12 protein-coding genes and 1 tRNA gene are annotated in these 14,094 nt (G+C 37.8%); 8 read left to right on the top strand and 5 right to left on the bottom strand.

The window, feature by feature from the left end; translation table 11 throughout:
• Window positions 1–253 precede the first annotated feature (253 nt).
• The 3 genes from EWV84_RS09190 (at window position 254) to EWV84_RS09180 (ending at window position 1,876) form a co-directional block, all read left to right on the top strand.
• Complete coding sequence (locus tag EWV84_RS09190; RefSeq protein WP_002796074.1) at window positions 254–454, top strand: hypothetical protein; 201 nt, start codon at window positions 254–256, stop codon at window positions 452–454.
• A gap of 120 nt (window positions 455–574) precedes the next feature.
• Window positions 575–647, top strand: a tRNA-Ala gene (locus EWV84_RS09185).
• A 131-nt stretch (window positions 648–778) separates the two neighbouring features.
• Entirely contained in the window at window positions 779–1,876 is a 1,098-nt protein-coding gene (locus EWV84_RS09180; RefSeq protein ID WP_287077762.1) for an AI-2E family transporter, read from the top strand.
• A 105-nt stretch (window positions 1,877–1,981) separates the two neighbouring features.
• Here the strand turns inward: EWV84_RS09180 and EWV84_RS09175 are convergent, their stop codons facing one another.
• Window positions 1,982–2,821: a reverse transcriptase-like protein gene (locus EWV84_RS09175; protein WP_287077761.1), complete on the bottom strand. Its 840-nt coding sequence runs from the start codon at window positions 2,819–2,821 to the stop codon at window positions 1,982–1,984.
• Window positions 2,822–3,052: 231 nt separating this feature from the next.
• On the opposite strand from EWV84_RS09175, the gene EWV84_RS09170 reads away from it, so the two are divergent.
• The 5 genes from EWV84_RS09170 (at window position 3,053) to EWV84_RS09150 (ending at window position 7,510) form a co-directional block, all read left to right on the top strand.
• Window positions 3,053–3,295, top strand: a complete 243-nt coding sequence (locus tag EWV84_RS09170) for an Asr1405/Asl0597 family protein (RefSeq protein ID WP_287077760.1) — start codon at window positions 3,053–3,055, stop codon at window positions 3,293–3,295.
• Window positions 3,296–3,339: 44 nt separating this feature from the next.
• The gene (locus tag EWV84_RS09165; protein WP_287077759.1) at window positions 3,340–3,915 is read left to right on the top strand and encodes a (2Fe-2S) ferredoxin domain-containing protein; all 576 of its coding nucleotides are present in this window, start codon (window positions 3,340–3,342) and stop codon (window positions 3,913–3,915) included.
• Between the two features lie 365 nt (window positions 3,916–4,280).
• Window positions 4,281–5,435, top strand: a complete 1,155-nt coding sequence (locus EWV84_RS09160; protein ID WP_287077757.1) for a phosphotransferase — start codon at window positions 4,281–4,283, stop codon at window positions 5,433–5,435.
• 21 nt (window positions 5,436–5,456) lie between these two features.
• Window positions 5,457–6,524: a T3SS effector HopA1 family protein gene (locus tag EWV84_RS09155; RefSeq protein ID WP_287077756.1), complete on the top strand. Its 1,068-nt coding sequence runs from the start codon at window positions 5,457–5,459 to the stop codon at window positions 6,522–6,524.
• A gap of 830 nt (window positions 6,525–7,354) precedes the next feature.
• Window positions 7,355–7,510: a hypothetical protein gene (locus tag EWV84_RS09150; protein WP_287077755.1), complete on the top strand. Its 156-nt coding sequence runs from the start codon at window positions 7,355–7,357 to the stop codon at window positions 7,508–7,510.
• 228 nt (window positions 7,511–7,738) lie between these two features.
• Here EWV84_RS09150 and EWV84_RS09145 read toward each other — a convergent pair whose 3' ends face one another.
• From EWV84_RS09145 to EWV84_RS09130, 4 genes are all read right to left on the bottom strand, one after another.
• Window positions 7,739–8,485, bottom strand: coding sequence for a peptidylprolyl isomerase (locus EWV84_RS09145; RefSeq protein WP_287077754.1), 747 nt, complete (start codon window positions 8,483–8,485; stop codon window positions 7,739–7,741).
• Between the two features lie 91 nt (window positions 8,486–8,576).
• Window positions 8,577–10,112: a beta-barrel domain-containing protein gene (locus tag EWV84_RS09140; protein WP_287077753.1), complete on the bottom strand. Its 1,536-nt coding sequence runs from the start codon at window positions 10,110–10,112 to the stop codon at window positions 8,577–8,579.
• Window positions 10,113–10,163: 51 nt separating this feature from the next.
• Window positions 10,164–12,884 carry a peptidase domain-containing ABC transporter gene (locus EWV84_RS09135; RefSeq protein WP_287077752.1) on the bottom strand — a complete coding sequence of 907 codons (2,721 nt, stop codon included), beginning with the start codon at window positions 12,882–12,884 and terminating at the stop codon, window positions 10,164–10,166.
• An 86-nt stretch (window positions 12,885–12,970) separates the two neighbouring features.
• Window positions 12,971–13,522: a helix-turn-helix domain-containing protein gene (locus tag EWV84_RS09130; protein WP_287077751.1), complete on the bottom strand. Its 552-nt coding sequence runs from the start codon at window positions 13,520–13,522 to the stop codon at window positions 12,971–12,973.
• Between the last annotated feature and the right edge of the window lie 572 nt (window positions 13,523–14,094).

The following is a 14,094-nucleotide window of genomic DNA, read 5'->3' as shown; positions in this document are numbered from 1 at the left end:
GTGTCAGACTTAAGCAATTAAGCGTTTTTCGGTGAAGCGTCAACCCCGTTCAGCGACCACCCTAAAAAAGTGGCGTGGTGAGGAATCGCCGTCCGTTTTACGGCGGCGAGGATGTCAATACTGAAAGCTAATGGCTGACGACTGACAGCCGTGATCGAGACACCGGCAAAAAATCCCTGTTTTTAACTTCCGTCCGATTATCCCTGGGGAAAATTATGTATTAGAATAGATGAAAGTTAACAAAATTTAAAATATGTTAGTTCCGATTCTCATCTTTGACCTCGGTCTTGTGGCTTGGTCATTGCATCTGATGCAGCAAGCGTTCGACAAGCAAGAGTTTTCCTTGATGCTGGCAGGAACCTTAGTGGCAGCAGCGGCAGCGGCTATGTTAGTAGTTTATTTCCTCATGGGTCACTGTTTAACCTATTTAACCCAAATTCCGGCTCCTGTCTAAATGGGGGCGATTGTTTCACCCTTGTCTTATCAGCGATCGCCTTTGGAGTGACAAATTTTTTTTCTCGTCACCCCTTGACAAAATAATTCTATTTAAGCTATATTCAAAAATGGTCTTCAAGGGGTTATAGCTCAGTTGGTAGAGCACCTCAATGGCATTGAGGGGGTCAGCGGTTCGAATCCGCTTAGCTCCATACAGTTAAGATAAGGGTTTCAGGGTTACTGGAGGCCAGAAAAGTAACGAGGAGATGCTAGATTGAAAGAGGATTTCTGGTTAGAAAAGTCTCTTTTTACCTCGATACTCTCTCAGAAAAAAATTAATTATATGATAGAGCTTTTTAAGCAACTACCTCGTTGGTTGCGGCTAAGTCTAGTTTTTCCGCTCTTATTTCTCAATGGTTGGTTATTATTCCAATTATTTAGCGACCTAGAACCCTTAGTCAGTATTTTTGTCACTGCTAGTTTACTAGCTTTTGTCTTAGATGTTCCCATCAAACTGCTGCAAAGACGCGGGGTTAATCGCAGTGGTTCGATCGCTATTGTCTTTTTAATTGCCCTATTAATTTTGATTGTTTTAGGTTTAATTTTAATTCCCCAGATTGTCGAACAATTAAGCAGTTTAATCAATAGTTTGCCCCAGTGGATCGAGTCGGGAACCGAACAGATACAAAATTTAGAAAAGTGGGATAAAACTCAGAAATATGCGATTTATATCGAGCAATCAATCACCCAGTTATCGGAACGACTAACCAATGTTTTACAAACTCTTAGCACTCAATTACTGAGCTTTGTACTGGGAACTATCAACAGTATCTTAAACATTCTATTTGTTCTGGTTCTAACTGTCTTTCTTGTTCTCTATGGCGAACAAATTTGGGAGGGAATTTTTAGCTGGATTCCGTCCCCATGGAATTTCAAATTAAGAACGATTATTCGTCAAACTTTTGAGACCTATTTTGCCGGTCAAACCATTTTAGCGGGAATTCTCAGCCTTGCTCAAATTTTTGTTTTTGTGATTCTCAAGGTCGATTATGCCCTATTATTCGGGGTGGCGATCGGTCTAACTACATTAATTCCTTTTGCCAGTGCCTTTACCATTATTGGCATTAGTACCCTACTGATGTTTCAAGATTTTTGGTTAGGGTTAAAAGTTTTGACCCTGACCATTATTGTGGGTCAAATTAATGATAATGTCATCGCCCCGCGGTTAATGGGAGGTATGATCGGACTTAATCCCGTCTGGATTATTTTATCTCTTTTTATCGGGGGCAAAGTGGCAGGAATTCTCGGTTTATTGATAGCAGTTCCCATCGCTAGTGTCCTGAAAAGTACCATCGATATCATCCGCTCGCAGCAGCGGGAAAAAGAACCGGTAGTTCTCCTAGAAGAAACGGTGAAAAATTCCTCAGAGGAGGGCAAATAATCCTAAATCCTGTTTTTTCAGTGATCAGTGAACAGTAAACAGTGAATTGAAAACTCACATCTGGTAACTGATTACTGAATACTGAATACTGACTTCTGACTCCTGTTATGAGCGGCTAATTTCTTCGAGAATAGCCATCGCTTCTGTCACCCTATCCCTAGGGATAAATAAATGATCGTGATAATAACCGGAAATGACATTGACGCTAATTGCCGCTTCGGCCAGTTTCTCGCTAATTGCCGCTAAAAATCCCACCGCTGCTAAACTGGAATGCACAGAAAGAGTAATTTGTCTATAAATATATTTGTACTGTAAGCCCGTGCGATCGGCTTGCTGACGGGGAATAATCACCGTTATGCCTTCCTCTTCCTGAAATTGGCAGATAGGGGTTAATTGTAGCTGTTCTAGTCCTGTTGCTGTTAGGGAAGAAAAAACGAATTCTTCGGTATTTAGGACTGGTTTCAGGGATTGGAGCAGAATATCGAGATTAGTTTCGCCTTCCTTTGGTTTTTCTGGCGATTTTTTCGCCGCATCCAGACAATGATTGGCAGCAGCGTCAGCCAAACTATTTTTAGCTCGTTCAATCCAGCACCAGCTAATGCGATCGAATCGGGCAACTAATTGACAAGCACGCTGATAAAAGGGACGTAAACTATCGCTTTTTACCTTCCAGTCTCCCTTAACTTGATTGATGACTAATTGACTGTCTCCGCGAATTTCTAGGCTTTTTAAGCCTAATTCTTGGGCTTTTTCCAATCCAATAATCAATCCCGTGTATTCAGCCTCGTTATTAGTGGCTCTCTCCATATATCTAGTCGTGGTCAAGGAATTACCCTCGGCTAAAACTATTACCGCTGCACCGGCTGCTCTCCCCGGATTGCCGCGAGAACCACCATCAAAATAGAGAATTGCGGAATTATCGTTTTTTTGAGCTTTTTTATCCATAATTTTCCTCAATAAATCTTGTTATCTCCATTTTTATCCCTTTGACAATTCTAGGCGGTAGCGATTCCGGGATCGGCAAAGCGCACCAGCCAACAATAGCAAGATTTTAGCCGATCGCCGCTACTAGGTAACTTTTTTTCTTCAGGTTATTGATAATTATTTGCAGTTGTCGGCTATACTGAGAACATCAGCCTAGAGTTATATTAATAATATTTCTCAATTAAAAGCCCCATGAGTATAGACAAATTGCCATCGGAAGGAGAGAAAATCTTCCCTCTTAGTGCTTGGGAGCGCTGGCAGCTCTACCACCGGCTGCAGGTCCTAGACATTGAATGTAAATGCTTGCTCCATAAGCCTTTACAGGTTTGCATCGCTGGACCGGCTCAACTTTTACAGCTGTGGACTGTCCTGCGGCAGCTAGAGACTTGCCGAGGCTCTTTAATCGGTTGGCTGGAACCCTGTTGGCAGGCCTAATCCTTGAGAAAAATTAGCAATCTGAGCCTAAAAAGTGAGAAAGTATGTCAAAATCTACAACTACCATGGTTCCCTTTCAAGTGGTCGGTCAATTCCTCGGTTTTGTCCTCAAGGACGGATATAAGGTAAAATACCTGAGAATCAGTGTTGATAAACGAGAATATTGGTTTAAGCCCGAAAAAACACTGCGAGACCACATATCTCTCAATATTGCTCTCCACTCATGGCTAAAAGTGACGGGAGAAAGTAGTCTTTGTTCAAAGACGGGAAAATTAAAACTTAGGGTACTAGGGATCGAGCATTTATCCGGCGAAAAAACCCCAGAAGTGGCCCCGGCAAAAGCGAAAAAAGCCACCGTCTTAATCTGTCAGAAGTCCGATTGTTGGAAAAATGGCGGTGCGAGAGTCTGCCAAAGGTTAGAGAGTGATTTAGAGGAAAAAGGACTGGGAGAAGCGGTGAATATTAAATTAACCGGCTGTTTAAAACAGTGCAAAAAAGGGCCGAATCTGGTGGTTATGCCCGATAAAAAGCATTATAATCAGGTAGCTCCCCAAGATGTCCCCTCCCTGATCGAGCGGCATTTTGCCACTGCCAAGCAAGAGAATAGCCTATCAGTTTAACTGGCAATTTAATTGGCGATCGCTCTTGACAAGCGATCTTTTTTGTGCATAAAAGAGACGAAAGGGATAAAAAAAGTCAATTCTTGCTGCCGATAATTTATGAGAGCTGCCACTGCCAGATTGGTCTAGTGGCAAAAATCGCTAATTTTATGCAAATTAGATGAGCTTACCCTGCTATCCTTTTTTGTGTTGACAATCTCATGTAAAATGATACAAATCTATCCCATGTCTCTTGAGAGATTCGGCTTAATCTCTTGCCTAGGTTCTGTTGCACTTTTGGTCGGCATTTCAAAATTAAGACATAAATATTTCTTTTAAGTCTTGCAAAAAAGTGATATTCTTTCTAAGAACCAAATAAAAAAATAATGATAGCGTTTATTGGAGGTAGAATGGTCTTTGCACTTAATTCATCTAATGTTTTTAGTTATCTTTCTGAGCAAAACTTACTCAACACAGGACAAAAGTATTTAGAAAAGGTTGAGTTAATTGAAGCTAAGAATTTTAATTTATTAGTAACGTTTTCTGATCAGTCTAAGCTCTTGGTTAAACAGGAACGTTATCAGAAACAAGGAAAAGTGATCGGAGAATTTTTTGGGGAATGGAAAAGCCGGGAGTTTTTGCGGCAACTTCCTGAATTTTGTCTACTTAAAAACTATGTGAATAGAGTCATTCATTTTGATCCAGATAACTCAATTTTAGTCTTTCATTATCTAGAGGATTATCAGGATCTCACAAATCTTTATCAGACTTCTAATTTTCCAATCAAGATTGCAAAAGACATTGGCTATTTTTCTGCTTTTCTTCATCGAGAAACTTTCCAAAATGAAGCATATAAAAACTTTTGGACAGCAGATAAAAACCCACTTTCACCAGAACCTTTGAAGTTCTTAATTGAAGGGTTAGAAAGAATTACTCCTGAGATCTTTAGTGTCGTTCCTGCTGATGGTTTGAAGTTTTTTCTTCTCTATCAGAAATACGATAGCTTAGGACAAGCTATATCAGAATTAAAACAAGCTTTTCAACCCTCTTGTTTAACCCATAGTGATTTAAAAATCAACAATATTTTACTGTCTAAAAATTGGCAAAATCTTGATCAAAAATTGCTGTGTGTTATTGATTGGGAAAGAGCGAGTTGGGGAGATCCAGCTTTTGATTTAGGGATGCTCATTAGCAGTTATTTACAACTTTGGTTAAATAGTTTAGTGATTAGTCGCACTCTAAGTATTGAAACTTCTCTCAAATTAGCGACAATTCCCCTAGAAAACATTCAACCTTCCCTAAAGAGTTTAATACAAAATTACCTAGAAATTTTTCCAGAAATTTTAGAAATTCGCCCTGATTTTATTGAAAGAGTAATTCAGTTTGCTGGTTTAGGATTAATCCAACAAATTCAAGCAATGATTCAGTATCACAAAGTCTTTGGTAATTTAGGAATTGCTATGCTACAGGTCGCTAAAACCTTATTATGTCGTCCTCAAGCTTCAATAACTACTGTTTTTGGTGCTAACATCGTATTTTAATTGTATTCAATGAGGATAAAAATGATGAATGTTTTCCCCGTTAATCCCCAATTACTCGAACTTCTTAAAGAAATTGCTACCACTGTAGAAATTCAAGCAGATTTTTGTATTTCTCATCCTAATTATCAGCCTTGGCAATTACCGATAGAAGCGCGAGAGAAATTTCAAAATCTACCTTTAGAGTTGCAGAAAAAGTATCTTAGTTTACAACTTCAAGGGTTTCTTTATGGGGTTTATTACAATGGTTCTTTACGAAAAATTTTATCTCTGGATAATTCAAGTAATTCTTCTTCATTAGATTTAGAAAATGACACGGTTTTAGGGATAGATACATCCTTCATGGAAGAATTACATAATAACAATTTTGGCGAGGGATATTTTGACGATGGTTGGTTAGTTTTACGCTACGAAGAAGATGGAATGATAGTGGTGAGTAAAGGAGGTTTAAGACTTCATGTTGAGCCAGCAAAACATTTTAAAACTTCTCAATCTATCCCCAATATAGGAGAAACTGTCGCTATCCGAATGCCGAAAAATTTGTTGCAAAAGGGGTTTTATTTAGCGGCGAGTAATGTTGAACCTAACCCTAAAAGTAAGTTAGTTAGAGTTTATTTTAATATTACTCATGAAGGAGCGATATCTTGCATGGCTAGTCTAACTAAACAACTCAATCAGTTGCCTGTCTTTTTTCATTTTAAGGTGTTATACAATCCTGATGATTATCATCGTTATGATGCAGGAGTCTTGTACCTAGAAAAGGAAAATTATGCAAAAATTAAACCGATTTTGTCTCAGATATATCAGGAGAATAAATCCTATTTTAAGCCAGAAATTCCCTTATTTACTAAGTTTTTAGCGTCAGGTTTAGGGTTAGGAGAAGAACCAGAGCAAAAGTTAAGTGAGCAAGATAGTTTTGGCACAAATCGCTGTCAAATAGTCGCTAATGGATTGTTAGAAGCTCATGAACGAGGGGATAGTTCAGTAAGGGAGCGATTGGAAGCTATTATTGAGCAATTTTCCACGTTAAGAATTAACTTAGAGCATCCTTATTTAAATCAAGGCTCTGAAGATATTTATGACTTGTTTTAATCCTAACAAATACTAGGGGAGATTCGAGTCCAGTGATCACTCCCCGACAAATGGAAAAAGGCATTAATTCAGAGATGATGAACAGGTAAACAAAGGTGCTTGCAATATCATTTTTGTTTTTTTGTCTGTTCTGGTAGGTACAAAACTTCCTGTCAGGAATCTCGAAAAAATGCCTAAAATCCCTAATGAAAAGGCTTTTCAGCGATTGTCAGCCTGAAAAGCAATCTTAGAGGTCAAAACTATAGTAAATTTGTTGACCTTCCTAGAGCCTCACATTGTTCCAAGTAAGCATTATTATGCTGCTTAAACCTCATCTATTTTCAAAACTAGAGTTTTTAGCCGCTCTAACCCCCAAACTTTGGGTTTTCCTCTTCTATGACCGTTTTTTCTAATATTATTAGAGTCAGATTGTGGACAGTTCATCTTGATTTGTTCCTGAGGGCGATCGCCGACTAAAATTTTTCTTCCCCATTCTGCATCATCCCGCAAGGATGCAACGCCGATTTTAATTTAGACGAGAGATAGAACTCTTCTCAAAAAAAAAAGACATAATTGATGCACTTATGAGAAAAAAGAAAAGAAGATTAAGAGCATTTTCAGTAAAAAACCCAAGTTTTGAAGATTATCTTTAAGCCGTCTCTCCGCAAAAACAAGGAGAAGTTAAGAGTTTTTTGATCTATCTAGATGTGATTGTACTGAACTTAACTACACCTATTAGGTCTTTTTTATAAGTTAAAACCTCTTGCATTTTTAAAATGAATAAGGGACTATGGTAATTAGGTAATTAACCGAAGTTAATTGTCTTTTTACTCACACAAGGAGTCAAAACCATGGCTAAAATTGTTGTTTCCGATCTTCGTCCTGCTGGTGCTGATTTATTCACTGATTCTGAAAGTTTCCTTTATGATCTAACTGATGACGAGCAGATGATTCAAGGTGGTGGTGGATTCTGCATAGGTTGGTCATTCTTGAAAGTTTGGTGGTAATAAGCATTTAGCTATTGAAAAACTGCCTTGTAAAGATTTAAAAAGTTCAAGGCAGTTGATTTATTATATATACTATAAATAAGTTATTATGTCTTTTGGCTAATCCTCTTAATTCTATAGCAATCGTAACTGAGTTGTAATATCTGGAGCTAGTCATAATAAGGCTTGCAAGCTTGTATCTTCTCACAAATGACTTCAGATTGCTATATACTGAATAAATCTTTTTTTTCACGACTTATTTAGAAACGCCATATCTATACTTGTCTGATTTTTCTGTTGCTGAATCCATTGGTCAAACATTTCTGACAAAATTTGACGACCTATTTCTTCATTTAATTGAGGCTGTATAATTTCCTCTACCAGAATTAAATGAACCCCTTTTGATGTGATAATTGGTTTGAGTAACTGAGGTGGATTGGAAGCAAAAACAGCGGAAGATATTTCAGGTTTTAAATTTTGGCGAGTGAGTCGCCCGCAGTATCCTCCTTTACGGCGTAATTCTTGATCTTGTATATATTGATGAGCTACATCATAGAAACTTATTTCTCCCTCTTGGATCGAAAAGAAGAGTTCCATCGCTAAATCCTCATCTTCAAAAATCACCTCATATAAGATTACCTCTATATATTTAAGTTGATTTTCCATAAAATAAGAATTTAGTTTGCCAGAAAAAAGATGAGCTTGTAGCTTAGCAGAGATAAGCTCTTGATAAAGCATATTTTCAAAATCTTCTAAAGATAACCCTTGTTTTTTTAACCAGTTATAGGTATTATCTACAGTCTGTAATTGATTGGCTAATCTGAATTTATCGGCAACTTTTTGAAGTTCTTGTTCATCTATTTGAAGTCCAATTTCATCCGCAGCATTTTTCAGAATTTTCTGCTTAGTTACTTCTTCAATAATTTCTGGTATTTTGCCAGACAGCTTAACTTGCTGAAGAATATCTTCATTAGTAATAGTAATTGTTTTTGACATGGCATTTACCTCGTTCAATCCTGTGAATAGTTATTTAACAATAATTACGTTAAAATTTAAAACACTAGCGGGTTACTTGACAGAAAAATTCTTACAATTTAAACCCTCCTTTTTGTAACTTCTTAAACGGATCTAAAACAAAATCAATAATGCGTCGTTGTCGCACAATAACCTCTGCCGTTGCCGTATCCCCCGGACGTAGAGGAATACATTGATCCGCACTGGGCATACAGGTTTGAGTAAGGGTTACTTCTACCCGATAGACTTCGATTTTACCATTAGGGGTATCGATTTGAGAAGTGGTGGGCGAAATTTTTGATAACTTCCCTTCTAATAAACCATAATCTTGAAAAGGATAGGCATCAAATTTCAGTTTTACGGGTAAACCCTCTTGTAGTGAGCCACTTTCCGTCGTCGGCATTTGGGCGCGTAGGATTAAAGGAGATTTTCCTGAAGCAATTTCAGCAATACGAGTCCCTGGCTGTACGACAGCGCCCGCTTTTTGAATCGGTAATTGAAAGACAATACCACTCACAGGAGCTTTTAAAGTGCGTTGAGACAGTTGAAAATTTAAAGAGTTAATTTGACCTTTGGTTTGCTCAATTTCAGCTTTAAGAGAGGTAACATCCGTCTCGATATTCTTTAATTGTTCTTCAATTTTTAATAGGGCTAGTTCGTTAGAGTGAACTAAAGTTTGTAAGCTTCTTTTTTGTTCACTTAAGCGTAATTTTGCCTGTTCAATATCCGATTGTGATTGCTTAACAGACTTTTGATAACTACTTTTTTGTTCAGCAATACGCAGCCGTGCTTGTTGAATATCCGCTTTACTTTGTTCATAAATTTTTTGTTTTTCCTGTGCTTCATCTTTCTTTTGAACGACTTGAATTTCCGAAGCAATTCCCTCTTGCCACGCATTTTGATAGCGTTCAATCTCTCTTTGAGCATTAGTTAATTGAATTTTCGCTATTTCATAGGAGGTTTGGAAGTTTTTCCAACTCACCTCTGCTTGTCTCAGTTGGGCATTTTTCTCTGATTCTATCAAACTGTAAGTATTTTTAAGGCTTTCTAAACTTTGCTGTGCTTGGTCAATTTGAGATTGTTTTTCAAGTTCTCCTGCTTGATTTTGCTGTTTTTGGGTTGAGAGAGAAAAAATTAATTGATTTTTTAATAAATTGAGTTGATTTAGGCGATTTAACTGCCCTTCTAATTTATCTTGAGCTTGGATTAAATCACTTTTCACAAGGTCTGATTCTAAAACAATTAATACTTGTCCAGCTTTAACTGATTCACCCTCTTTGACCTCAATTTTAGATACCGTTCCTGTCACCGCAGAATCAAGTTTTATCGTTTCTTCTTGAGGTTCAATTCTTCCTGGTGCTGTTCCAGTTTCATCCACTTTAGAAAGAATTGCCCAAGGTAAACCAATCGCTACAAAAAGAAAGATAAAATAGAGTAATCCTCTTGTCCATGCTCGGGGTAAAGTATCTAACAATTCTTTGGTAGCATAAGACCAATCTTGAGAGGGTTGTGATTCGGGGGTCGATTCGATAATAATATAGTCCTCTTGATTTTTTTCTTGAGAATTTTGAGAATCAACTTTTCCATTAACATTGACATGATCTGGCATAAGAACTCCAATTAGTTAAAGTAAATAGGACAAAGTAATAATTAAAGGGGATTAAGCAACATCTAATTGTTGATGATTGAGATAATAATAATGACCTCGTTTAGCCATTAATTCTTCATGGGTTCCCTGTTCAATAAGAATGCCTTTATCTAGCACTAAAATTAAATCAGCATTACGCACAGTTGAAAGACGATGAGCAATAACTAGGGTTGTTCTTCCTTGTAAAATTTGATTTAAGTTATTCTGAATAATTCGCTCAGATTCAGCATCAAGATGAGAAGTCGCCTCATCTAAAACTAAGAGTTTAGGATTCCCTAATAAGGCTCTAGCAATGGCTAATCTTTGGCGTTGTCCTCCCGATAACATTCCGCCTCCTTCTCCAATTTGTGTTTCATATCCCATCGGTAATTTTTTAATAAATTCATCCGCACCTGCGAGTCGTGCCGCTGACATTACTTCTTCTAATTTTGCCCCCGGATGTCCTAAACTAATATTTTCTCGAATTGTTCCCCCAAATAAGAAAGTATCTTGGTCAACGACACCAATTTGATGACGCAGAGAACGAAGGGAGAGGGTAGTAATATCTTGTCCATCAATGAACACTTTTCCATCCGTAGGAGGATATAATCCTAAGACTAATTTAGAAATGGTTGTTTTTCCTGAACCGCTACGTCCAACTAAAGCAATCATTTGACCTGATTTGATATCAAAACTCAAATTTTCTAAAACATTAATATCACTTTCAGGATGATAACGAAAAGTGACTTGTTGAAAGCAAATATCGCCCTTAATGGGGGGTAAGGTTTGGCGAACTTGATGATGTAAATCTTCTTCGGGTTCAGCTTCTAAAACATCATTAATTCGTTCCACTGCAATGACCACTTCTTGAACTTGATTCCAGAGAATTGTTAAGCGTTGAAAAGGAGTAATCACATTAGCTAGGAGCATATTAAAAGCCACTAATTGACCAATAGTTAACTGATCTTTTATCACCAAAGATGCTCCAAACCAAAGCATTGCAGTGGTCATCAAGGATTCAATTAAGTTACTAAAAATCTGCAAGCGATTACTGATAACTTGCCCTGAAAAACTCTTGGTAATTTCTTGCTGTAATAATTCTTCCCAATGCCAGCGCACAGTCTGCTCAACAGCCGTTGATTTAACGGTACGAATTCCTGATAATACCTCAATTAGATAACTACTCTCATTGGCAAAAGAATTAAAAATTTCTCGTGAAATACGCCGTAAAAATGGGGTAGCAATCAAAGCAAGTAGAAAGAATGGTGGCACAATTACTAAGACCAAAAGAGCCATTTTCCAACTGTACCAAAACATTAACCCAACATAGATAAATACCGTTAGGAGATCAAGTAAGATAGATAAAGCTTCTCCCGACAAAAACCGTTGAATTTTACGATTTTCCTGAACACGAGAAATAATATCTCCCACATAACGAGACTCGAAAAAACTTAAAGGTAGCCGTAAAGTATGACGAATAAACCCCACAATTAAAGCCAAATCCACTTTATTAGAGGTATGATCTAGCAAGTATTGGCGTAAGCCCATCATCATGACTTTAAAAATGCCAAAAATCAATAAACCTAACCCAACGGCAAAAAGCGTTAACTCAGAGCGTTGTACCACCACTCGATCTAAAATTAATTGAGTAAAAATAGGGGTAATCAGTCCAAAAATTTGAATCAATAATGAGGCGATAAAAACTTCAAATAAAACTAAGCTGTAAGGCTTCATCAATTCAAAAAATTGCCAAAAAGGAGTAACTGTTTCTTGAGTATTTTTTAAAAAAGCCGTTGGCTGTAATAATAGGGTATAACCTGTCCATTTTTCTCGAAATTCTCGGTAAGTGAGAGTCAATTGTCCGATAGCGGGATCGCCGATAATGACTTCTTTGCGGGTGATCTCATAAACAACAATATAGTGTTTTCCTTCCCAATGAGCGATCGCAGGTAAAGGTTGTTTAGCCAATTGGTCTAAACTAGCTTTGACAGGACGAGTAGAAAACCCGACACTTTCAGCGGCAGCGACTAAACCTCGTAGAGAAGCACCATTGCGATCAACATTAGCAATATCCCGTATTCGGTTAACACTGAACCGTTTACCCCAATAACGTGAGATCATAACTAAACACGCTGCACCACAGTCGGAAGCACTTTGTTGAGCAAAAAAGGGATAGCGACGGATAATACGCTGTAACCAATGTCCGATCCGAGAAGTGGGAGTCGGAAAATAGGCTTTTTGAATTTTTCGCCCTGGTTGGATTTCTTCGGCAACAACTGACCAATGATTCGTTATTTCTAGTTGAGACGATTCTAAGGATGGTAAATGCTCCGATTTAAGGAGTAAGGCATTGCGAGTTTGTGCTTGTTGCAACAGTCTTTCTCGAATGGAAGGATAAGCATTTAATAAGGAAAAAATGACTGTATATGGCAAAAAACAAAGCTTTAAATTTAAAGAAGCCCTAGCATCATAAGGCAGAAAATTTTCTTCAGGAAAGAGTGTCAATTCCCCAAAAAACTCTCCTGTGCCTAAAGTAGCGATTAATTCATCATCAGTATCTAAGAGTCTAACTTTACCCAAAATAATGATATAAATACCAGCCTTTGATGTAGAACTTTGCCAAAATTTACCGACTTTCGGCGTAATAGACTGAATTTGACTCAGACATTGCTGAAAATGGCTTTCAGAAAGGGTCTCACCAAAGATACGATTTAAAGTTAGTACAGACAGAGTAGGCTGAGATTGTTGGGCCATAGAATTCTCTCACTTGAAAATGCTTTGTCGAGAAATTAAGCAGGGAGTAGAAAAACACATTCAACTTTTCTGGCAGAAAGCTAAACCTATTTTTCTAGGTCTGTAGATGATAAATCCCTGATTATAATTCGACATTTATGGGTATTTTCAAGAGAATCATCCGGTCTTTCCGGATGATAACTCGTGGATAATCCCATTTTGTGCAGTAGTCGATTAATATGACGTTCATTGACTTCTATTCCCAATTCTCTAGCTAAATGCTGACTTAACCACTTGCCAGTCCATCTTCGAAAAGCATAACCGTAATCTTGAGGACTATGATTCACAAGTTCTTGTAATCGATCCAAATATTGATCGTTAATAGTTTTAGGGCGACCAATTGGAGAGTTCTGCCATTGGTGTGCCATTCCCGTCTTTGCCATCAATATCCAATGTCTGGCTGTCGCTGGACAACAGTTCAAGATTTGGCAGATTTCGCTTTGGGTTTTTCCTTCATCAGTCAACAACATGATTAAAATCCGTTGGCGATACTGTTCTGATAGTTCCTTTTGAAGAGTATTTTCAAGTGTTTTACGCTGAAACACCGTCAAATAACGATTGACTCCTTTGTTTGGCTCAGGATTAATCAGGTTATTCATGTTTCTATAAGTGTTGCTTATAAGTGTTACTTGTGGTGCAGAGAACTCCTGAAAGACTTGCTGTACAAGGAGTCCGATTGGATAGGGGATTGTCAGGAGAAGCAACTTGATGAGATGCTTAAGTTCCACCACTAAAAGACATCGCTATGTTAGCCCCTCTCCTTTATCTTCAACTGTTTGAGCAACTAAGTCAATGGATTAACAGTGCGAACGCACACATTTCTTAACATTTAAGACTCAGAAATATTCAGAGAACCGCCAATTCAGACTTGAATTGTCAAAGTCTTTAAAGTAGTTCAAGAAAGATTTAGATTAAATAAAAGTCGATATATAGCGTTTCCTGTTCACAAGAGGTACATTCTCAATCCTGAAAAGCTTAATCAACAAAGGTTAAAGTGTGCCTCGCAGATGCGAGAACCGCTATAAATCGGTTTTACTTACCGTTTGTGGTTTATTGACACTCCCCGCTCTAAAGAGACGGGGATTCTTGGTTCACAGAGATTACTTGCTTAGACAGAACTGCTTCTGAAAAAGTAGAGGTATTCTCTCCCCAAGCGTTTCTTGGATCTAGC

Origin of the sequence: Microcystis sp. M_QC_C_20170808_M3Col (assembly GCF_007095505.1) — a bacterium.
GTDB lineage: Bacteria > Cyanobacteriota > Cyanobacteriia > Cyanobacteriales > Microcystaceae > Microcystis.
The sequence above is the reverse complement of the archived record's forward strand: the minus strand, read 5'-3'. Positions and strand labels throughout refer to the sequence as shown.